20 protein-coding genes and 1 pseudogene are annotated in these 19930 nt (G+C 59.5%); 13 read left to right on the forward strand and 8 right to left on the reverse strand.

The features are described from left to right. The first annotated feature begins 17 nt into the window (after nt 1–17). Genes CTT34_RS15095 through tatC form a run of 6 tightly spaced genes read left to right on the forward strand, consistent with a single transcriptional unit; the run spans nt 18 to nt 4192 of the window. Nucleotides 18–680: a ubiquinone biosynthesis accessory factor UbiJ gene (locus CTT34_RS15095; RefSeq protein ID WP_159343163.1), complete on the forward strand. Its 663-nt coding sequence runs from the start codon at nt 18–20 to the stop codon at nt 678–680. Next, nucleotides 677–2299: a ubiquinone biosynthesis regulatory protein kinase UbiB gene (gene ubiB / locus CTT34_RS15100; protein WP_159343164.1), complete on the forward strand. Its 1623-nt coding sequence runs from the start codon at nt 677–679 to the stop codon at nt 2297–2299. The genes CTT34_RS15095 and ubiB overlap by 4 nt, the downstream gene beginning before the upstream one ends. Before the next feature lie 52 nt (nt 2300–2351). Beyond that, on the forward strand, nt 2352–2705 hold the full coding sequence (locus CTT34_RS15105) for a phosphoribosyl-ATP diphosphatase (RefSeq protein ID WP_159343819.1): 354 nt from the start codon (nt 2352–2354) through the stop codon (nt 2703–2705). A 24-nt stretch (nt 2706–2729) separates the two neighbouring features. Continuing rightward, nucleotides 2730–3002, forward strand: coding sequence for a Sec-independent protein translocase subunit TatA (gene tatA / locus CTT34_RS15110; RefSeq protein ID WP_159343165.1), 273 nt, complete (start codon nt 2730–2732; stop codon nt 3000–3002). A gap of 3 nt (nt 3003–3005) precedes the next feature. Beyond that, the gene (tatB, locus tag CTT34_RS15115) at nt 3006–3422 is read left to right on the forward strand and encodes a Sec-independent protein translocase protein TatB (protein WP_159343166.1); all 417 of its coding nucleotides are present in this window, start codon (nt 3006–3008) and stop codon (nt 3420–3422) included. After that, on the forward strand, nt 3419–4192 hold the full coding sequence (gene tatC, locus CTT34_RS15120) for a twin-arginine translocase subunit TatC (RefSeq protein ID WP_159343167.1): 774 nt from the start codon (nt 3419–3421) through the stop codon (nt 4190–4192). The genes tatB and tatC overlap by 4 nt, the downstream gene beginning before the upstream one ends. Nucleotides 4193–4294: 102 nt before the next feature. Here the strand turns inward: tatC and elbB are convergent, their stop codons facing one another. After that, entirely contained in the window at nt 4295–4954 is a 660-nt protein-coding gene (gene elbB / locus CTT34_RS15125) for an isoprenoid biosynthesis glyoxalase ElbB (RefSeq protein WP_159343168.1), read from the reverse strand. 157 nt (nt 4955–5111) lie between these two features. Here elbB and hemB point away from each other — a divergent pair, with 157 nt between their 5' ends. Both hemB and ppk1 read left to right on the forward strand, forming a co-directional pair. Then, nucleotides 5112–6119, forward strand: a complete 1008-nt coding sequence (hemB, locus tag CTT34_RS15130) for a porphobilinogen synthase (protein WP_159343169.1) — start codon at nt 5112–5114, stop codon at nt 6117–6119. 124 nt (nt 6120–6243) lie between these two features. Then, nucleotides 6244–8450: pseudogene (gene ppk1 / locus CTT34_RS15135) on the forward strand (polyphosphate kinase 1). A gap of 58 nt (nt 8451–8508) precedes the next feature. Here the strand turns inward: ppk1 and metE are convergent. Further along, complete coding sequence (gene metE, locus CTT34_RS15140; RefSeq protein WP_159343170.1) at nt 8509–10806, reverse strand: 5-methyltetrahydropteroyltriglutamate--homocysteine S-methyltransferase; 2298 nt, start codon at nt 10804–10806, stop codon at nt 8509–8511. Nucleotides 10807–10905: 99 nt separating this feature from the next. On the opposite strand from metE, the gene CTT34_RS15145 reads away from it, so the two are divergent. Then, entirely contained in the window at nt 10906–11844 is a 939-nt protein-coding gene (locus CTT34_RS15145) for a LysR family transcriptional regulator (protein WP_159343171.1), read from the forward strand. Here the strand turns inward: CTT34_RS15145 and CTT34_RS15150 are convergent. Together CTT34_RS15150 and CTT34_RS15155 are read right to left on the reverse strand one after the other, a co-directional pair. Further along, nucleotides 11807–13426, reverse strand: a complete 1620-nt coding sequence (locus CTT34_RS15150; RefSeq protein ID WP_159343172.1) for an ATP-binding protein — start codon at nt 13424–13426, stop codon at nt 11807–11809. The genes CTT34_RS15145 and CTT34_RS15150 overlap by 38 nt on opposite strands. A 13-nt stretch (nt 13427–13439) precedes the next feature. Then, on the reverse strand, nt 13440–14198 hold the full coding sequence (locus CTT34_RS15155) for a winged helix-turn-helix domain-containing protein (RefSeq protein WP_159343173.1): 759 nt from the start codon (nt 14196–14198) through the stop codon (nt 13440–13442). Nucleotides 14199–14425: 227 nt separating this feature from the next. Between CTT34_RS15155 and CTT34_RS18275 the strand changes: the two genes are divergently transcribed. Continuing rightward, on the forward strand, nt 14426–14569 hold the full coding sequence (locus CTT34_RS18275) for a hypothetical protein (RefSeq protein ID WP_167520884.1): 144 nt from the start codon (nt 14426–14428) through the stop codon (nt 14567–14569). Between the two features lie 81 nt (nt 14570–14650). Here CTT34_RS18275 and CTT34_RS15160 read toward each other — a convergent pair whose 3' ends face one another. From CTT34_RS15160 to CTT34_RS15170, 3 genes are all read right to left on the reverse strand, one after another. Then, nucleotides 14651–14830, reverse strand: a complete 180-nt coding sequence (locus tag CTT34_RS15160; RefSeq protein WP_139526324.1) for a PLDc N-terminal domain-containing protein — start codon at nt 14828–14830, stop codon at nt 14651–14653. 72 nt (nt 14831–14902) lie between these two features. Continuing rightward, nucleotides 14903–15418: a retropepsin-like aspartic protease family protein gene (locus tag CTT34_RS15165; RefSeq protein ID WP_159343174.1), complete on the reverse strand. Its 516-nt coding sequence runs from the start codon at nt 15416–15418 to the stop codon at nt 14903–14905. 16 nt (nt 15419–15434) lie between these two features. Beyond that, the gene (locus CTT34_RS15170; protein ID WP_254436400.1) at nt 15435–16781 is read right to left on the reverse strand and encodes an MFS transporter; all 1347 of its coding nucleotides are present in this window, start codon (nt 16779–16781) and stop codon (nt 15435–15437) included. Between the two features lie 143 nt (nt 16782–16924). Between CTT34_RS15170 and CTT34_RS15175 the strand changes: the two genes are divergently transcribed. Genes CTT34_RS15175 through CTT34_RS15185 form a run of 3 tightly spaced genes read left to right on the forward strand, consistent with a single transcriptional unit; the run spans nt 16925 to nt 19717 of the window. Next, nucleotides 16925–17728 carry a substrate-binding periplasmic protein gene (locus CTT34_RS15175; RefSeq protein WP_159343175.1) on the forward strand — a complete coding sequence of 268 codons (804 nt, stop codon included), beginning with the start codon at nt 16925–16927 and terminating at the stop codon, nt 17726–17728. Then, a complete protein-coding gene (locus CTT34_RS15180; protein ID WP_159343176.1) occupies nt 17721–18455 on the forward strand; it encodes a substrate-binding periplasmic protein in 735 nt (244 codons plus the stop codon). The genes CTT34_RS15175 and CTT34_RS15180 overlap by 8 nt, the downstream gene beginning before the upstream one ends. Further along, nucleotides 18452–19717, forward strand: a complete 1266-nt coding sequence (locus CTT34_RS15185; RefSeq protein ID WP_254436401.1) for a GGDEF domain-containing protein — start codon at nt 18452–18454, stop codon at nt 19715–19717. The genes CTT34_RS15180 and CTT34_RS15185 overlap by 4 nt, the downstream gene beginning before the upstream one ends. A 33-nt stretch (nt 19718–19750) precedes the next feature. Here CTT34_RS15185 and CTT34_RS18280 read toward each other — a convergent pair whose 3' ends face one another. Then, nucleotides 19751–19897: a hypothetical protein gene (locus CTT34_RS18280; RefSeq protein ID WP_167520885.1), complete on the reverse strand. Its 147-nt coding sequence runs from the start codon at nt 19895–19897 to the stop codon at nt 19751–19753. Nucleotides 19898–19930: the final 33 nt, after the last annotated feature.

Here is a 19930-nt window from a genome sequence, read left to right on the forward strand (position 1 = left end):
TGGAACACGAGGTCGGCATGCTAGTCACCCCGACCCTGCTGCTGGCCGGATGTGAACGCACGATCAATGCCCTGCTCGCCCGCGACCCGGCGGCGCCAAACCGTTTGGCGTCGCTGGCAGGTAGCCGCTTGCTGGTCCGTTTGGAGAAGCCCCAGCTCGCGCTGCTGCTCTGCTACCACGCGTCAGGCATTGACCTGCAGCACGGCGACGAAGTGGAAGAGACCGACGTCGATGCCGTCGTGGAACTCACCCCCGAGACGCTCTCCGAATGGCTGAGCGGCGCTTCCATCGAGCGGCTGATGTTCGACGGCAAATTGGCCGTACGCGGCCGACTCCATCTGCTGGAAGCGACCCGCGATCTGCTGTTCGATCTGGATATCGACTGGGAGGGCGAACTGGCGCGCTGGCTGGGCGATATGCCTGCTCACTCGCTGGCGGAAGGTATTCGACGTGCGGCCCGCTGGGGGCTGCGTGCCAAAGACGAGCTGCTGCAGGATGTCTCGGAGTACGTGTTCGAGGAAGCGCGCCTGCTGCCCGGCCGCCAGCAGCGCGACGTGCTGCGCGACCACCTGACCGAGCTAGAGATCGCCACCGACCGCCTGGCAGCGCGGCTTAACCGTCTCCATAAGCGACTTACGCAGCCAGCGGAACCATCAACGCCTAAGGAGCAGCGCGGATGAGCCTGCGGCTGTTTAAAATCGTCTGGGTCGTCACGCGGCATCGCTTGGACACCTTGATTCCTGCCGAGCGCCTGCCGCTCTGGATGCGCCTACTACTGAAGCTGTCACCGCTTCAACTGGTGCCCGTTGGGCAGCGCAGCCGTGGCGAGCGTTTGCGTTTGGCGCTGGAGGCGCTGGGGCCGATCTTCATCAAGTTCGGCCAAATGCTCTCGACCCGCCGTGACCTGCTGCCAGAAGACATCGCCGACGAGCTAAAGCGCTTGCAAGACCAAGTGCCGCCCTTCCCTGGCGAGCTGGCCGCTGCGCGGGTGGAAAAAGAGCTCGAAATGACGCTGCCGGAGGCGTTTGCCGCCTTTGATCGTGTCCCCTTGGCGTCGGCCTCGATTGCCCAAGTCCACGCCGCCACGCTGCACAGCGGCGAAGACGTGGTGGTCAAAATCATCCGTCCCGGCATCGACCGTATCATGCGTCAAGACATGGGCTTGATGTACCAGGTGGCCAAGCTGCTGGCCAAAGTGCCCGAAGCCCGGCGCTTACGCCCGGTCGAGGTGATCCGCGATTATGAAGCGACGCTGTTCGACGAGCTGGATCTCTACAAAGAGGCCGCCAATACCTCCCAGCTCAAGCGCAATTTCAAAGACTCACCGCTGCTGTTCGTGCCGACCATTTACTGGCCCTACACCCGCCGCCACGTCATGGTACAGGAACGCATTCGCGGCGTGCCGGTCGCCGATCTGGATACGCTCATTGCCCGTGGCACGAACTTGAAAAAGCTCGCCGAGCGCGGGGTGGAAATTTTCTTCACCCAGGTGTTCCGCGATAATTTCTTCCATGCCGACATGCACCCCGGCAACATCTTCGTAAACTGTGACGACCCGGACGATCCACAATATATCGCTATCGACTGCGGCATCGTCGGCAGCCTCACCCGGGAAGATCAGGACTACCTGGCGCGCAATCTGCTGGCATTCTTTCACCAGGATTACTACGAAGTCGCCGCGCTGCACATCGAGTCGGGATGGGTCGGTGAAAACACCCGCGCCAACGAGTTTGCCGCCGCCATTCGCACGGTATGCGAGCCCATTCTAGAGAAGCCGCTCAAAGACATCTCGTTTGGGCAGGTACTGCTCGGGCTGTTCCAGACCGCTCGGCGCTTCAATATGGAAGTGCAGCCCCAACTGGTGCTGCTGCAAAAGACGCTGCTCAATATCGAGGGTTTGGGCCGCCAGCTCTACCCCGACCTGGACCTTTGGAGCACCGCCAAGCCCTATTTAGAGAAGTGGATGAAAGAGCGGGCAGGCATTGGCGGGCTGTGGGAATCGCTCAAGCGCCAAGCACCGGAGCTTTCTCATCAGCTGCCTGAACTGCCCGTATTGGCGCATCAGGCACTTAGCCGCATGGAGCATGAGCATCGTCAGCGCCATCAGCAGGTGACGGCGATCAGCCAGATGCGCCGCCAAATGAGTCAGCAAGGTAAACGCCAGCATCGGCTGCGCATTGGCTTGGCCCTAGTCGCTATTGCGCTGGCTTGGCAGCCACTCAGTAGTTGGGCTGCCACTCAGGATTGGCCGATACTCGCGGCTGCCGGTGCCGGCTTAATACTGCTGCTCTGGCACTGATACGATGCAATCACTTGACGAAACGACGCCGCCGATTGATAAAGAGAACACCATGACCGACGCGAATCACGCTCCTGTGCTCGACGCCCTTGCTGACGTTTTAAAGCAGCGTCGCCACGCTAATCCAGAAGATTCTTATGTTGCCTCCTTGCATCATAAGGGCTTGAACAAGATACTCGAAAAAGTGGGTGAAGAAGCCACAGAAACGCTGCTGGCGGCCAAAGATGCCGAGCACGGCAGTGACGAGGCCCGTGAAGCGTTGATCGCCGAAACGGCCGACCTGTGGTTTCATAGCCTTGTCATGCTGTCGCACCTGGATCTCGACCATCAGCGGGTACTTGATGAACTCGCTCGGCGGTTCGGTATTTCTGGCCACGACGAGAAAGCGTCCCGATCACAACGTTAACCCTGCTCCGATGAGGAAATGCATATGTTAGGTGGTATCAGTATTTGGCAGTTGCTGATTGTTCTGGGCATTATCATCCTGATTTTCGGCACCAAAAAACTGCGTAACGTGGGCACCGACCTAGGCGGTGCCGTCAAAGGCTTCAAGAAAGCCATGCACGAAGAGGAGAAAGAGGGCGACAAGAAGGACGCCGATCAGCCTCACGCCAAGGTGAGCCACGAAGAAGCGGGCAACACCTACGACGTGCAGGCCGAAGAGAAACGCGCTGCTGCCGACCGCAACGAAGAGCGCAAATAACCCATGCTGGATATCGGCTTTCTTGAACTCATGCTCATTGGCATCGTGGCGCTGCTGGTGCTCGGCCCTGAGCGGCTGCCTAAAGCGGCACGCACCACGGGGCTATGGATCGGCAAGATCAAGCGTACGGTATCCGGCATGCAGCGTGAGATCAGCGCTCAACTGGAAGCGGAAGAGCTGCGGCAGAAGCTGAACGAGCAGCAGAAAAAACTCGACGACAGCCTGAAGAAAGCCAAGCAGGACGTCGAAAGCATTGCCGAGCCTGCCGCGCCACACCGCGAGACGACGGCCAACCAGCAAGCCACCGAGCAGCGCGTGGCCAGCGCCAGCGCTCGTCTAGACGACGCTCTGAAAACGGTGCGGGAAGACGCCCCAGCCACTGACCAGACCGATCATCAAAAGGATAGCAACCACCAATGAGTATGTCTGGCGATTCCCAGGAGCCGCATAACGACCAAAGCCAAGCGCCCCTCATTGAGCACCTGATCGAACTGCGTTCGCGCTTGATGAAGGCCATCGTGGTGATCCTGGTGGTATTTCTCGGGCTGTACGCGTTTGCGAACGACATCTACAGCTTCGTGGCCGACCCGCTGATGTCGCTGCTGCCGGCAGGCTCGCAGATGATCGCCACCGAAGTGGCCTCGCCCTTCTTGGCGCCCTTCAAGCTGACGCTGGTAGTGGCGGTCTTCATTGCCATCCCGTTCGTGCTGCATCAGGCCTGGGCGTTCGTCGCACCGGGGCTGTACGACAACGAGAAAATGCTGGCCATCCCCATTTTGGTCTCCAGCGTGGCGCTGTTTTATGCCGGTGCGGCCTTCGCTTACTACGTGGTATTTCCGCTGCTGTTTGAGTTCTTCACCCAAACCGGCCCGGAAAACGTCGCGGTGATGACCGACATCAACCAGTATCTCAACTTCGTGTTGAAGCTGTTCTTTGCGTTTGGGGTGGCGTTCGAAATTCCCATCGCAACCTTTCTGCTGATCTTGTCCGGTGCGACCACCGTCGAAAGCCTTTCCAAGAAACGCCCCTACATCATCCTGGGGTGCTTCGTGATCGGGATGCTGCTGACACCGCCGGATGTCATCTCACAGAGCCTGCTGGCCATTCCCATGTACTTGCTTTACGAAGTCGGCTTGCTGTTTGGCCGCTTGGTACGTAAACGCCGCGCAGAGGCCGACACCGACGAGTAAGCGTCATCGCCCTCACGACGAGCCACTAAAAAGCCTCTGTCATCCCACGATGACAGAGGCTTTTTCCCTACGAGTGGCCCCGCGCACGCGTCCGCGTGACCATCACCCCATCATGTCATCGATACGATCCACCAGCTTGAAAATCCCCGTCGCGGCTTCGCTGATACGCGTGGCGAGCATGTACGCCGGGGTCGTGACCACACGGTGCTCGTGATCCACGACGATATCTTCCACGCCACAGCTACGGTGCAGGCCGCCCATGGCGCTGATCGCACCCGCCACGCCCGGATCATGGCCAATGGTGACCGCAATGCCATCGCCCAGCAGGCGCGGTACCATCACCGGGGCAATACACATCAGACCGATGGGCTTGGCATCCTCTTTGAATCCGGCGAGCGCCTCTTTCACGCTCTCCAATACCTGCATGTTGTCGCTCTGCAGGGCGAAATCAGAGAGGTTTTTGGCCACTCCGAATCCCCCCGGCACGATGACCGCATCGAAGTCGTCTGCCTCCAGCTCGGTAATCGGGCTGATATCGCCACGGGCCAAACGCGCGGACTCCTGCAGTACGTTGCGGGTTTCCCCCTCCACCGGCGATTGGTCCAGGTGATTGATCACATGGTGCTGCGCCACGTCCGGGGCAAAGCAGCGATAACCGATGCCCAACTGATCCAAGCGCAACAGCGTCAAGGTGGTCTCGTAGATCTCCGAACCATCAAAGACGCCACACCCCGCTAATACGACCGCTACCTGCTTCGTCATACCTCTCTCCTTATCCAAGCCATCCATGTGGCTGAATGGCTCACTTTAGTCAGTCTCCATCGCTGCCACAAGGCGGCTTTCGCTGCATGGCATGACTGATATACTCACACCAAGCCCTGAACGGGGCACCCACATTGCGATTGCTTGGAGAGAGCCGTTGACTACCTCAACCCCACGCCACTTCCCCGCCACCCGAATGCGCCGCATGCGCCGGGACGATTTTTCGCGCCGCCTGATGCAAGAGTCGACGCTGACGCCCAACGATCTCATCCTGCCGGTCTTCGTTCTGGAAGGTGAAAATCAGCGTGAAGCGGTGGCCTCCATGCCCGGCGTCGAGCGCCTCTCGATTGATCTGCTGATTGAGCAGGCCCGCGAAGCCTATGCGCTGGGTATTCCCGCACTGGCGCTGTTCCCGGTGATTGGCCCTGAGCAGAAAAGCGAGCTGGCCGAAGAGGCGTACAACGCCAGTGGCCTCGTACAGCGCAGCGTGCGTGCGCTCAAACAGGCGCTGCCCGAGCTGGGGATCATTACCGATGTGGCCCTCGATCCTTATACCAGCCACGGGCAGGACGGCATTCTCGATGAGCAGGGGTACGTTCAAAACGATCGCACCGTCGACACTCTGCTCAAACAGGCGCTCTCCCACGCTGAGGCGGGTGCCGACGTGGTCGCGCCTTCCGATATGATGGATGGCCGCATTGGTGCCATTCGCCAAGTGCTGGAGCAGGAGCATCTGCACAACGTGCGCATCATGGCTTACAGCGCCAAGTACGCCTCCAAGTATTACGGTCCCTTCCGCGACGCGGTCGGTTCGGCGGCCAACCTGGGCAAAGCGGATAAGCGCACGTACCAGATGGACCCGGCCAACGGTGACGAAGCGATGCACGAAGTGGCGATGGACATCGCCGAAGGGGCGGACATGGTGATGGTCAAGCCGGGCATGCCCTATCTGGACGTGGTGCGTCGGGTCAAAAGCGAGCTACAGGTGCCCACCTTTGCCTATCAGGTGAGCGGCGAGTATGCCATGCATCGGGCGGCATTCGACAACGGCTGGTTAGAGGCAGAACCGGTGATTTTGGAGTCGTTGATGTGTTTCAAGCGGGCGGGAGCCGACGGCATTTTGACCTATTTTGCCCTGGAAGCAGCGCGCCTTCTTCAGCGCTGAACGTCGCTTATGCCATTAAGATGACAAATCGGTGACACCAGTTTGTCATCTTCCCCCTGCATACTGATTTAATTATCGTTATGAAGCTATGATGGGTAAAAACCACTACTGCGGGGGGGCAACCATGGACGACAACGCAACAGATTCCACGTCGACACTATCGTCGACGTTACAGCCCAGTGAGACGTCGAGCAGCGACGTCGATATCGCGCCACTGCGCATCAACCGCACGCCAACCGGGGTCCAAGCCAAAGAGTCGCACACCGAAGCCGACCTGGATGACCCTCAGCTCTACTTCAACCGTGAGCTCTCCCATTTACAGTTCAATATCCGTGTTTTGGAGCAGGCGCTGGACGACGCGCATCCGCTGCTGAACCGGCTGATGTTTCTGCTGATCTTCTCCTCCAACATGGATGAGTTCTTCGAAATTCGCGTCGCCGGGCTCAAGCATCAAATGGCCCTGGGCGACGACACCACTGCCGCCGATGGCCGCTTACCCAAAGCGGTGCTGGCCGAGATTTCCGAGATCGCGCACCAGCAAATTGCCCGCCAGTACGAGATTCTCAACGATACGCTGCTACCTGCGCTGGAAGCTCAGGGGCTGCGTTTTCGCCGTCGCGACCAGTGGACCGATGCGCAAAAAACCTGGGTGCGTGATTTCTTCGACAACGAAATCATGCCGGTCATCAGCCCCATCGGCCTCGACCCCTCCCACCCGTTCCCACGGCTGGTCAACAAGAGCCTCAACTTCATCGTCGAGCTCGAGGGGAAAGATGCCTTTGGCCGCGCAGGGGGGATGGCGATTCTACCCGCCCCCGCTCACTGCCACGCCTGATGGCGCTGCCGAAAGAGCTGTGCGCCGAGGGCTTCTCCGAATACGTTTTCCTGTCGTCGATGATTCATGCCCACGCCGAAGAGCTTTTCCCCGGCATGCGCGTGCGGGGCTGCTATCAGTTCCGCCTGACCCGCAACGCGGACATGACCGTCGACCCGGAAGAAGTGTCCGACCTGGCCTCCGCCCTACGCGGCGAGCTGTTGGCCCGTCGCTACGGTAGCGGCGTGCGTTTGGAAGTCGCCGACAACTGCCCCGACGACCTGACTAACTTCCTGCTGCGTCAGTTCGATCTGGAGAGCGGTGATCTTTATCGCGTACAGGGGCCCGTGAACCTGACCCGCATGATGGCCGTGCTGGGCGACGTCGACCGCCCCGAGCTGCTCTACCGCCCGTTCACTCCCAGCGTGCCCAAAGCGCTGAAAGGCAGCAGCCTGTTTAGCGCCATCGCGAAAAGTGACATTCTGCTTCACCACCCCTTCCAATCCTTCTCGCCTATCGAAGACTTACTGCGGGAAGCCGCCCGTGACCCCGACGTGCTGGCCATCAAGCAGACGCTCTACCGCACCGGCTCGGACTCACCCATCGTCACCGCGCTGGTGGATGCCGCCAGCCAGGGCAAAGAAGTCACCGTAGTGATCGAGCTGCGGGCGCGCTTCGACGAGGCGGATAACCTGCAGCTAGCGTCACGTTTGCAAGAAGCAGGCGCGATCGTGATTTACGGCATCATGGCGTATAAGACCCACGCCAAGATGCTGCATATCGTGCGTCGTGAGAAGGGCGAGCTGCGCCACTACGCGCACCTGGGCACCGGCAACTACCACTCCAAAACTGCCAAGCTCTACACCGACTACAGCCTGCTGACTGCCAACACAGCGCTATGCGCCGATGTGCATAAAGTCTTTCAGCAGCTCTCGGGCATGGGCAGGGCGCGCAAGATCGATACGCTGCTGCATGCGCCCTTCACGCTGCACGAGCGCTTAGTCGAGATGATCGATCGGGAAGCCCAGGTGGCACGTAAAGGGAAACGCGGCCATATCATCATAAAGTGCAACTCGCTGACAGAACCCAAGTTGATCAAAGCGCTATACCGCGCCTCTCAAGCGGGCGTGGAGTGCGATCTGATCATTCGCGGCATGTGCTGCCTGAAGCCGGGCATTCCCGGTGTATCCGACAACATTCGCGTACGCTCGATCATTGGCCGCTTCCTTGAGCACACCCGGGTATTTCACTTCCATAACGACGGCAAGCCGGAAATCTGGTGCTCCAGCGCCGATTTCATGTCGCGCAATATGTTCCACCGGGTCGAGACGTGCTTCCCGCTGCTGGATAAGAAGCTCGCCACTCGGGTACGTAAAGATCTGGAGACCTACCTGGTGGATAACTGCCAGAGCTGGCTCTTGCAGAGCGACGGCAGCTACCAGCTGCAGGACCCCGGCAGCGGTGACGCAATCAGTGCTCAGGAAACGCTGCTGTACGCCTACGCCTCGAAGAGCTAATGCAAAAACCCCGCTGCACTTAGCAGCGGGGTAATAAAAGCCGAGTAACACGCTTGGCTTAAGCGTAACGCTGGCGCAGCTGCTCAGCGGCCTCCACCATATTCGCGAGGGCTGGCTCTACCTCGGCCCAGCCACGGGTTTTCAATCCGCAATCCGGGTTGACCCACAGACGTTCGGCAGGGATTTTCTCCAGCGCTTTCTCCATCAGTGCCACCATCCACTCCACCTCGGGAATATTCGGGGTGTGGATATCGTAGACACCCGGCCCGATCTCGTTGGGGTAAGCGAAGTCCTGAAACGCATCCAACAGCTGCATATCCGAACGCGACGTCTCGATGGTTATCACATCGGCATCCAGCGCGGCAATGGCGCCAATGATGTCGTTGAACTCCGAATAGCACATATGAGTATGAATCTGTGTGCTGTCGGCTACCCCTGCGGCACTCAGCTGGAAGCTCTCGACGGCCCAATCCAAATAGCGCTGCCACTCGCTCTGGCGCAACGGCAGCCCTTCCCGCAGCGCGGGCTCATCGATTTGAATGACATGGATACCCGCTTTTTCCAGGTCACACACTTCGTCGCGCAGCGCCAGGGCGATCTGACGGCAGGTGGTGGCGCGGGGCTGGTCGTCACGCACGAACGACCACTGTAAGATCGTCACCGGCCCGGTGAGCATGCCTTTCATCGGCTTTTCGGTCAGCGATTGAGCGTACTCGCTCCAGCGTACGGTCATCGCCGTGGGGCGGGTCACGTCACCAAAGATAATCGGCGGTTTCACACAGCGGGAGCCATAGCTCTGCACCCAGCCAAAGCGGGTAAACGCAAAACCGTCGAGCTGCTCGCCAAAGTACTCCACCATGTCGTTCCGTTCGGCTTCGCCGTGCACCGGCACGTCCAAGCCAAGCGCTTCCTGGCGCTCCACTGCGTAGGCGATCTCTTCGCGCATCCGCGCTTCGTAGTCCGCCAAGCTTAGCTCACCGGCTTTAAATGACCGACGAGCGGCACGAATGGCATCCGTCTGCGGGAACGAGCCAATCGTGGTGGTGGGAAACAGCGGCAGTGCCAGCAGCCTGCGCTGGGCCTGCACACGCTGTGCATAGGGCGACTGACGCTGGCTGTCTTGTGACGTGACGGCGGCCAAACGCTCGCTCACAGCGGGTTGGTGGATACGCGTCGATTCCCGGCGCGCGTCCAAGGCGCGGGTTGCTTCGCTCAAACGCTGCTCGTCTTCCGGCGTGGCGCGGTTATCAATCAGTCGCGCCAGCGTGACCACTTCATCCAGCTTCTGGCGAGCAAAGGCCAGCCAAGTCACCAGCTCGGCGTCCAGCTCGGTCTCTTGACGCAGATCGACCGGCACGTGAAGCAGCGAGCAGCTAGGCGCGAGCCACAGCCGCTGTCCCAGTCGCACTTTCAGCGGCAGTAAGCGCTCACGCAGTGCCGCCAAATCGGCCCGCCAGATATTTCGGCCATCCACTAAACCTACCGAGAGCACCTGATGCGGGCTTAACCGATCGATCACGCTCTCCACCTGTTCGGGAGCACGCACGGCATCGATGTGCAGACCCTCTACCGGTAGCCGCGTGGTGAGCGAAAGATTGTCGCCCAGCGCGCCGAAGTAGGTAGCGACCAGCAGCTTCAGCGGAGCGGACTGCAGGCGATGGTAAGCACGCTCGTAGGCCTGCTGCCAGGCCAGTGGCAAATCCTGTACCAGCGCGGGCTCGTCGAGCTGTACCCACTCAATGCCCTGAGTCGCCAGGCGAGACAGCGCCTCGCTATATACATCCAGCACGCTATCGAGCAATTCGAGACGGTTAAAATCACTGCCCTTGGCCTTACCCAGCCAAAGCCACGTCAGCGGCCCGGTCAGCGTCACTTTGGGCGTAAAGCCCGCTTTAAGCGCTTCATCTACCTCGTCAAACAGACGCGTGGAGGCTAAGGTAAACGTCTGTCCTTGATGCAGTTCCGGCACGAGGTAGTGGTAGTTGGTATCGAAGTATTTGGTCATCTCGCAGGCGGCCGCCGGGGCACCGCTCGGCGCGCGACCCCGGGCCATGCGAAAGGCGGTGTCCAGATCGACACGGCCTGCATTGACCTCGTCTTGGGCGTTAAAGCGCTTGGGTACCGCTCCCAGCATCACGGAAACGTTCAGCACCTGATCGTAAAAAGCGAAATCACCCACGCTGACCATGTCCAAGCCCGCAGCCTGCTGGGTTTGCCAGTGGGCCAGTCGCAGCGCTTGACCGGCGGCTTCCAGCTCGTCACGGCTGACGTCGCCCTTCCAGTAGGCTTCCGTGACTTTTTTCAGTTCGCGCTGTGCGCCAATGCGGGGATAGCCGAGAATATGAGAAACTGTCATGATGAATCCTTCCAACGTGAATGATTTCACACAGTTTGAGCGCCGCATCAACGTGAATCAAACTAAAGATTTTAATACCAAACATGAAAAATACTCACAATGATTGAATTACGCCATCTGCGCACCCTGCTGGCCCTGCGCGAAACCGGCTCGCTCGTGGAAGCCGCCGAGCGGGTGCATTTGACGCAGTCGGCTCTTTCGCACCAATTGAAAGATCTGGAAAGCCGTGTGGATAGCGCGCTCTTCGTGCGCAAAACCCGGCCAGTGGAGTTCACGCGGGCAGGGTTACGGCTGCTGGCGCTGGCCGATGAGATTCTGCCGGAAGTCCGTAAAGCCGAGCGGGACCTGGCTCGATTGGCAGGCACCGAGCAGGGGCGGCTCCACATGGCCATCGAGTGCCATAGCTGCTTTCAGTGGCTCATGCCCACGGTGGATTACTTTCGCGACCACTGGCCGGAAGTAGAGATCGATATTCCCAGCGGGCACCACTTCGACCCGCTGCCTGCGCTTTCCCGAGAGCAGTTGGATCTGGTCATTACCGCCGACCCGCAACCGCTGGAAGGGGTGCATTACGTGCCGCTGTTTCGCTACGAGGGCCTGCTTGCCGTTGCCCGCCAGCACCGCTTCGCAGGGCAGCCCTATATCACCCCGGACGCCCTGGCCGATGAAACGCTCATTACTTACCCGGTGGAGCAGTCGCGGCTAGACGTGTTCACGCAATTTCTGGCCCCGGCCAACGTGCGCCCCAAAGAGATCCGCACGGCAGAACTCACCATCATGATGATGCAGCTGGTCGCCAGTGGCCGCGGTGTGTGTGCGCTCCCCAACTGGGCGCTCACCGAATATTTGGAGCGCGACTACGTCAGCGCCGTGAAGCTCGGCGACCAGGGCATTTGGAGCACGCTCTATGCGGCCATAAGGGAAGAGAGCGCCGACGCGCCATGGATGCAGGACTTTTTGCGCACTGCGAAAGAGACCTCTTTCGCAGTGCTTTCGGGGATTAAACCGGCGAGTCGCGACGAGGAATCAGCAGCGTAAAGCGCGCGCCGCCCAAGGCAGGGCTGCTGTCCACGGTGACGCTACCGCCGTGGCCAGCCATGATTTTCTGTACGATCGAAAGGCCCAGACCATAGCCGCCGGAGCTGCGGGCACGGCTATCATCCAGCCGCGCAAAGGGTTTGAAGATATCGGCCCGCGCTTCGAAAGGAATCCCCGGCCCGTCGTCTTCCACATCGATACGTACCAGGTGCGGCTCATCCCACAGGCGAATCACCACCTGAGATTTGCCATAGCGACACGCATTGCCCACCAGGTTCTGTAGCGCGCGCTGTAGATAGCGAGGTTCGGCCAGCAGCTCGATATCAGGCCCCGGCACGAGGGTCAGCTGCTGGCCGCTGTGTAGCGGCGCCAGCGTGTCGATCACTCGCTCGGCCATGGCCCGACATTCGACCAGGGCCATTTCGAGCTCGGCACCGTTGACCGTCTCGCCACCCAAGCGGGCGTAAGTCAAAATTTCGTCCACCAGCTCATCCAGCTCGGCGATATCGGCATCGATGCCCTGTAGCTGGCGCTGAATGGCGGGCTGGTCGGTCATGTCTTCGACCATCTGCACGGCAAAGCGAATACGTGCCACCGGGGTGCGCAATTCGTGAGACACCGCGCGAATCATCTCCTGCTGGCCACGTAACAAGCTCTGCACCTGGTTCGCCATGCCGTTGAAGGCCATTCCCAAGCGGCCTAGAAAGTCCCCGCTCTCCACTTTGACACGGGTTTCCAAGCGCCCGCTGGCGATGCGCGTGGCGGCTAGCTCCAAACGTGCCATGCGCGATTCGATGCTGCGCATGATCAGGTAAACAATCAGGCTAAGCACGACCATCAACGCCACCAGCAGTGGCAAGTGCAAGTTCAGTGGCAGCGTGTCTCCTCGGGAAATCGGGCCTGCTTGAAGCCACTGCTCCGCGTCGTCGGCGTCGTTCGGTAACTGATACAGTAAGGTAATGGAGAGTTTGTCCGACACAAGGCGGGTAATCACCCCGCCCAGGGTGAGTTGAAACTGCTGTTCGGTGGTCAGGTCGTCGGGCAACGCATTGAGCAGACTCAGCGGCCAGCTGCCAGGGCGCAGCCGTGTGAGCGCCGTGAGCCGATCCTCGGCGGGCATCTCGGCCAACCATTCGCCCAACAGCACCATGCTGCCCTGCCACTGACGCTCGCTCCAAGACCCAAACGTGGCCTCCAGCATCCACTGCTCACCGCTGCTGGACGTCGGCAGGCGCTGGCGCAGTTGCCACGGCTCTTCTGACACCAACACCGTTCCCCGCTCGATGCGCGCTCGCTCGAAATAGCCAAGCGGTGCCTCGCTGAGACTGCGTAGCGCCAGTTGCATACCCAACTGCTCCGAAAACTCCCCAAGCAGGACTTCACGCTCCTCCATGGGCACGTCGGCAAGCTGTTGGGTCATCAAGGACATGGGCAGCGCGGCGAGCTGCTCCCGATAATCTTCACGGCGCACCTGCTCGATGAAGGAGCGCCCGCCCAGCGCGATGAAAAACACCACGCAGAGCGCCAACCCCAGCAGCAGGTAGAAGCGCAAAAACGTGCCGTGACCAAGCACTCGCCGCATGCGACAACCTCTCTTAGCTGTCCTTGACGAACAGATAACCTTTGCTGCGCACGGTTTTGATGCGGTGCGGCTGATTGGGATCGTCGCCGATCTTGGGTCGTATACGCGAAACGCGCACGTCGATGGAGCGGTCCTGACCGTCGTACTTGATGCCGCGTAGGTCGCTAAAGATCTCCTCGCGGGTCAGCACGCGCCCTGCGTTACGCGCCAACAGCCACAGCAGATCGAACTCGGCGCTGGTGAGATCGATACGGTCGCCGGAGAGCCACGCTTCACGGGTGGCGTTGTCGATTTCCAGGTTTTCGAACTTCAGGCGCATCTCACCATCAGGGGCGGGGCCATCGGCACGCCGCAGCAGCGCGCGCATACGCGCCAACAGCACGCGCGGCTGTACGGGCTTGGGCACGTAGTCGTCTGCCCCCATTTCCAGCCCCAGCACTTGATCGAGATCGTCCGTGCGGGCGGTCAGCATCATGATAGGCCCCGCAAAATTGGGTCTCACGCGGCGGCAAATCGCCAAGCCATCTTCCCCCGGCAGCATGAGATCCAAGATCACCAGATCGGGCTGCAGCGTTAAAATGCGATCGACCCCCTTGGCCCCATCCGCTTCCAAAGTGACTTGAAAGCCATTCGCCTCCAGGTAGTCGCGGGTGAGCTCCGCCAAGCGCTGATCGTCTTCGATGATCAGCACGTGGTCCTGGTCGGGGTAGTCGGGGGTGACCGAATCCTGTGCCCCAAGTGCTTGAAATTGCTGTTCCAAGTGATCTACCATCCTTTTTCTTCACTCCGCTTAGGCAGTTTGTATTATCACCCGCTCACCCGTTGCAAAAGCAGGTTGTGATAGCTCCCAGGATACCTTAAAACCTCGCTAACGCCTGCCCCTTGATCAACGTTCGCCGGGCTTACCTTGCTGGGCGCCCTTCGCCAGCTTGATTCTTCAAACATCAGGCGCTAATGTGAAGTGGCAAACTGTCGACAATCTGGCAGGAGGAGATCCCCATGGGAGATGGCAAAGCCAAAAGTGTCATTAAACGTGTCTATGTACCCACACAAGTACGTGACCTGCCCAACGGAGAAAAGCTAAAGATCCCCGGGCACTACAAGGCACCGCCTAGCGATGCCAATGGCGCAATGGATGATTAGCCGCTGTTCACCGCGGTCTATATAGAAAAAGGCAGGCCACTAGGGCCTGCCTTTTTTATACGCATACTGCCATGACGTTCGCTACCCTTTAGGGCCAAACAAGAACCAAGCAATCAGCCCAACGAGGGGAAATACCAGCAGCGCGATAATCCAAAGCAGTTTGGCCAGCCCACCGGCCGAACTCTTGGCGACTTTTACGATGGCCCATACGACAATGACGAGCCAGATCAAACCTAATAAACCGCCGACTTCGATACCCATGTGTCTCTCCTTGCGTGTTAACGTCCATGAGCCTTCAGCTAAGCACATGCGTGGGCTAAACACAAACGGACACTAAGGTTCTGGCAGCTTGAGCACCATCTCTCCCCCGCGTATTTCGATGGCTAACTGATTCAAAAAGCTCATGCCCAATAGGACCGTGTCGCGCTCCATACCGGGGCTGATGGAACCCTGCACATTGCGCATGCGTATGCCACCCAACGCCACTTCGTCTAGCTGGGTCAGGTTGCCCTCCACGCGACCATTGGCCGTGTTGAACCAAGCGCGCCGTCCAGGCGCCAAGCCCAGACGCTTGGCCAGCTCGGCAGGCACCGCCACGTAGGTGGCCCCGGTATCCAGCAAAAACGTGACGGGCTCTCCGTTGATGCGACCTGGTGCTTCAAAATGCCCCGCTCGGTTTCGCTTGAGCGTCACCGGGGCGTTATCCGGAGCGGTGTTCATCAGGTGCACATTCGGCTGCCACATCTGCTCCAGGCCGCCTTGAATCCACCAAGTGCCCACTGCCATGAGCAGTACCCAAAATAGCAGCATCATCACGATGCCGCCGCGCTGCGGCCGGTGTGTCACCATCGCTCACCTCGACGCATCAGGCGCTTTTCCAGGCCACCGCTGCCTCACGGCCACGGCGCTCGTTGACGCCTACGCAAATCAGCATGGCCGTTATGAACAGCCCCACACATAAAAGAATAGACGCTTGCAGGCCGATCAGCGTTTGCAATACGCCGAGCATGACGATCCCTAGCACCCCGGCGAGTTTGTTCGCCAGCCCCCAGAAACCGAAAAATTCCGCCGACTTTTCCAACGGCGAGAAGACCCCCACCAGCGCACGGCTCGCCGACTGACTGGATCCCAAACTCAACCCGGCCAAACAGCCCACGATCAAGAACACGTGCTGTGCTTGCCACTGCCACCCCCACTGCTGATTGAGCCATGCGGTCAATGCGGGAGTCGCCCAAATGGCCACGATCGCGGCCACCCACAGAGCCAGGGTCATTTGGTAGGTGTGCTTGGCCCCGAGTTTATCCTGCAGAAAGCCAAACCCGATGGCCCCAGCCGCTGCCGTGATTTGTACGATGATGAACATGATGTTGCGCACGCTCTCATCCCACCCGATCACTTGCGCGCCATAAATAAAGGCAAAGGCGATAATGATATAGACCCCCGCCATGGAGAACAGCAGAGAGACTAAAAAGATACTTAAATCTTTGAAGTAACGGAGCTCTTGGAACGTGCCCAATAACCGCTGCTGGGCAATGTGACGATAGGAGACACCGTGGGGTTTGGGCACGCCGCGCTCTTTAAGCCATAAGAACGTGGGAAGGGCGGCCACCAAGAAGAAGCCCGCCGCAAACGGCCCCACCCAGCGAATGCGCTCGTAGTTCTCGGCCGTGGCCTCACCCAGCACGACGAGGGTAAACCCAGCCGCCACCAAACCACCGATATAACCCAACGCCCAGCCAAAGCCGGAAATTTTGCCTAGCGCATCCGGCGGCCCCAATTCGGGTAAGAAGGCTGCGATAAACGACTCCCCCATGGAGTAAGCGTAGTTGGAGAGCACGATCAACAAGAGCCCCAACACCACGTAACCCGGCTCGACAAAATAGAGCATCGCCGTCGTCGCCACCGTTGCCATATAGCTAAATAGCAGAAAGCGTTTCTTTTCAGCACGGTAATCCATGATAGCGCCGCATAGTGGCGCACTGATCACCACCATCAAATAACTGATGGCGAGGGCAAGACTCCACAAAAAGTTGGCGAGTCGATAACCATCATTACGATCCCCCACGATGACCGTGGTAAATAGTTCGCCAAACACCACGGTAATAATGAGCAGCGTGTAGGCCTGGTTAGCAAAGTCAAACATGGCCCAGCCGAAAATTTCGCGCCGGGTAGCATAGGTAGTGGCATTAGGCATGGCGGGTGCGGACGGCATATCAGCGCTCTCTTAAAAAGAGTCATAAGAGTATCAGTTAGCAGTATCGCACCGCTATCAAGGTCGTTAACAGATTAGAGGTGACAGACACACAAAGTTACTCTAACTTTGCTAGATTCATTTAATAACAGGGACGCAGTTAGATGGCGCATGGCAACGTTATAAAAAAGCGTTTACTCGCCACCCTTTCGCTGCTGTTAGGGTGTGCTGGGGGCACCGCCACTCTGTTTGCCGACCGTGTTTTGGCTGACGACTCAACGGCATCGCTGTCATCTCTGACGTTTATCACCGAAGAGTACCCGCCTTACAACTATTTAGACGGTGACCGCATCGCGGGCACCTCCGTCGAGCTACTTCAGGCCATGCTGGCCCAAATGGGCACCTCCCTGGATAAGAGGGAGATACGCTATTATCCCTGGGTACGCGGCTACGAACTCGCCTTGCAGCGGCCAAATACGGTGCTGTTTTCCACCACTCGTACGCCGAGCCGAGAGTCGCGCTTTCACTGGGTAGGCCCCATTGCCCAGGACCATGTGGTACTGCTTGCACGCCAGGGAGCGAACATTCGCGTGACCTCGGTGGACGATGCCGTTGAACAGGGGCTGAGCGTGGCGGTCATTCGCGAAGACATTGGTGCCCAGGCACTGATCGAAGCGGGCTACCCAGACGCGCTGGTGCGACCGGCCATGGATAATCGCAGCGCGCTGCATATGTTGCTTCATGAGCGCGTCGATTTGTGGGCGTACAGTACCGATGTCGCCCAGTGGATTGCCGAACAAGCCGGCTACCCTGCAGAGATCGTGGTGCCGCTCTACACGCTGAGCGAATCTTACCTATACTTTGCGCTGAACCCTGAGACGGACCCGCGTCTCGTTGCTCAGTTGCAGCAGGCCTTCGAGCGCGTCACGTCGCTCTCGCTGGCCACACAGGCAGGTAGCGATGGTTAATCGATCGATCTTTCCCGCCAAGCCCTACTGGCTGGTCATTGCGTTTGGCGCGCTGCTGATGGGCATGAGCCACGCCAGCCGCGCGCAACTCCCGTTTCTCACGATCAATACCGAAGAGTACCCGCCGTTTAATTTTCAAAATGCCCAAGGCGAGGTCGATGGCACCGCCACCCGGCAGCTACGCCATGCGTTGGAGAGCGCCGGGATCGAGGCTCGCTTTCGCCTGCTACCCTGGGCACGCGCCTACACCGAAGCAAGGTTGAGGGAGTATCACTGCGTCTACTCCACCACCCGCACTCCCGCCCGGGAACCGCTATTTCATTGGGTAGGGCCGCTGGTGATCAACGAGTGGTCGGCTTTCGGCTTGGTGGAGCGTCAACTGGACCTAGCCGCGCTTACCCACTTACACGAGTGGCGCGTCGGCAGCTTTCGCGAAGATGCCGTTGGTGATTACGTCGCCAGCCAAGGGGTCGACGTGCTGCGCGCGCCCACCGAACGGGAGAACATGGCTCGGCTGGGCGCCGGGCTCGTGGATGTCATCGTCACCGGACGGGCCACCGCTGAACAGCTGGCGGAAGAAGCAAACATCGCCATCGAACACTTGTTCACCTTCTATTACGCGCCGCTCTACCTCGCCTGCCACCCTAGCGTCGAGCGCAGCGTGATCGAGCAACTGCAGCGCCACTTAGACACACCCCCCACCCCCCGTATGGAGCCTCTGCCTTGAGTGTCGCCAAGCCCTCTCTCGCCAGCGGTCGCTTGACGCTCAAGCAGGCACTGCTGACGCTGATGATCGCTATAATGATCAGTTTGGTATCTGGAAGCATCGAGCTGCTTGGGCACGCCAGCAGCATGCGCGAAGACGTGCAAAAGCGCACCCTGCAACAACTGGCCATCGTCAACGGCGCGGCGGCCGAGGCAGCCTTTCAGCTCAATCCCGATTTAGCGCATCAAATCGCCTTTGGCTTGTTCAGCAATAGCGACATCGCTCAAGTGGCGATTCGCGACGATTTTGGCCGGGCGCTGGCGGAGTTCTACCCCTCTCAACCCACGACCACCAGCTGGCTCGGCCAGCGGCTGTTTGGCGATATCGTCGACCATGAGATGCCGCTGCGCTACTACATGGGCAGCGACATGCCCGAAGCGACGGTCGGCCATATCTCGTTGACCCTGGATGCCACCTACCTCACCCAGGAATTTTTAGCGCGGGGCTACACCGTCGTCGGTAGGAGCGTGCTGGAAGCCTTTTTACTGAGCAGCTTGGTCATTGCGCTATTTCATATCTTCATCACGCGCCCGCTGTTGAAGGTACATGCCGCCATCACCCAAACCGACCCAGCGCGCCCAGGCCAGTGGCCCAAACCCACGCTGAAAGGCCACCACGACGACGAGTTGGGCCATTTGGTCGAGAGCTTGGACCACCTACTCAATGCCTTTCAGTCAGGGCTGGAGCAGCGCGACCATCTTCACCAGCTCTCCCAGTACGACGGATTGACGGGGGTGGCCAACCGTCGCCACTTCGATATGTTCATTGCTCAGCAGTGGCAGTGGGCGCATCGCGCCAAACGGCCGCTCTCGGTGATCTTCATCGATATCGACAATTTCAAAGAGTTTAACGACCACTACGGCCACGCCATGGGCGACGATACGTTGCGGGCGGTGGCAACGGCGCTGAACCAATGCATCGACCCCAGCCGCGACCTGCTGGCACGCTACGGCGGCGAAGAGTTCATTTGTGTGCTGCCTGGCAAAGCCAGCGGCGAGGCAAAGTGCGTCGCCAACTGTCTGCGCCAGGCGGTTCTCTCTCTTGCCATTCCTCACGCCTACTCCAGCACCCACTCCCACCTGACGGCCAGCATGGGCGTGGCCACCATGACGTCCGAGCAGCCGCTCAGCACCGACGACCTGCTCGGTCTTGCCGACCAGCAGCTCTATCTGGCCAAACGGCGCGGGCGTAACCGTGTCGAGATACACGAACGCCCGGCGTAGCCGGGCGTTTTTTTGCTCTCCATGGGCACGTCGTCACAACAGCCAGTGGGCAATCACCGCTGAGATCCCTACTACCATGGCAGTGACCACCGCGATGGTGACGATGCGATCTAGCCAGCGGTCGAAGGCAACCCCTTTGGGCTGCCTTCGCGTTGCCCCGTGACGTCCCTGTCGAGCCATTAGCACGCTGTTTCCATGGGTGCTTCCTCTATT

Origin of the sequence: Halomonas meridiana (assembly GCF_009846525.1) — a bacterium.
Taxonomy (GTDB): Bacteria; Pseudomonadota; Gammaproteobacteria; order Pseudomonadales; family Halomonadaceae; genus Vreelandella.

What these genes read in the sequence shown, in the direction of transcription:
- tatA (WP_159343165.1), top strand. Translation starts at nt 2,730, where the DNA reads ATGTTAGGTGGTATCAGTATTTGGCAGTTGCTGATTGTTCTGGGCATT.
- CTT34_RS15145 (WP_159343171.1), top strand. Translation starts at nt 10,906, where the DNA reads ATGATTGAATTACGCCATCTGCGCACCCTGCTGGCCCTGCGCGAAACC.
- CTT34_RS15095 (WP_159343163.1), top strand. Translation starts at nt 18, where the DNA reads ATGCTAGTCACCCCGACCCTGCTGCTGGCCGGATGTGAACGCACGATC.
- CTT34_RS18280 (WP_167520885.1), bottom strand. Translation starts at nt 19,897, where the DNA reads ATGGCTCGACAGGGACGTCACGGGGCAACGCGAAGGCAGCCCAAAGGG.
- CTT34_RS18275 (WP_167520884.1), top strand. Translation starts at nt 14,426, where the DNA reads ATGGGAGATGGCAAAGCCAAAAGTGTCATTAAACGTGTCTATGTACCC.
- CTT34_RS15180 (WP_159343176.1), top strand. Translation starts at nt 17,721, where the DNA reads ATGGTTAATCGATCGATCTTTCCCGCCAAGCCCTACTGGCTGGTCATT.
- metE (WP_159343170.1), bottom strand. Translation starts at nt 10,806, where the DNA reads ATGACAGTTTCTCATATTCTCGGCTATCCCCGCATTGGCGCACAGCGC.
- elbB (WP_159343168.1), bottom strand. Translation starts at nt 4,954, where the DNA reads ATGACGAAGCAGGTAGCGGTCGTATTAGCGGGGTGTGGCGTCTTTGAT.
- CTT34_RS15165 (WP_159343174.1), bottom strand. Translation starts at nt 15,418, where the DNA reads ATGGTGACACACCGGCCGCAGCGCGGCGGCATCGTGATGATGCTGCTA.
- CTT34_RS15170 (WP_254436400.1), bottom strand. Translation starts at nt 16,781, where the DNA reads ATGCCGTCCGCACCCGCCATGCCTAATGCCACTACCTATGCTACCCGG.
- tatB (WP_159343166.1), top strand. Translation starts at nt 3,006, where the DNA reads ATGCTGGATATCGGCTTTCTTGAACTCATGCTCATTGGCATCGTGGCG.
- CTT34_RS15160 (WP_139526324.1), bottom strand. Translation starts at nt 14,830, where the DNA reads ATGGGTATCGAAGTCGGCGGTTTATTAGGTTTGATCTGGCTCGTCATT.
- CTT34_RS15105 (WP_159343819.1), top strand. Translation starts at nt 2,352, where the DNA reads ATGACCGACGCGAATCACGCTCCTGTGCTCGACGCCCTTGCTGACGTT.
- CTT34_RS15175 (WP_159343175.1), top strand. Translation starts at nt 16,925, where the DNA reads ATGGCGCATGGCAACGTTATAAAAAAGCGTTTACTCGCCACCCTTTCG.
- tatC (WP_159343167.1), top strand. Translation starts at nt 3,419, where the DNA reads ATGAGTATGTCTGGCGATTCCCAGGAGCCGCATAACGACCAAAGCCAA.
- CTT34_RS15155 (WP_159343173.1), bottom strand. Translation starts at nt 14,198, where the DNA reads ATGGTAGATCACTTGGAACAGCAATTTCAAGCACTTGGGGCACAGGAT.
- CTT34_RS15150 (WP_159343172.1), bottom strand. Translation starts at nt 13,426, where the DNA reads ATGCGGCGAGTGCTTGGTCACGGCACGTTTTTGCGCTTCTACCTGCTG.
- ubiB (WP_159343164.1), top strand. Translation starts at nt 677, where the DNA reads ATGAGCCTGCGGCTGTTTAAAATCGTCTGGGTCGTCACGCGGCATCGC.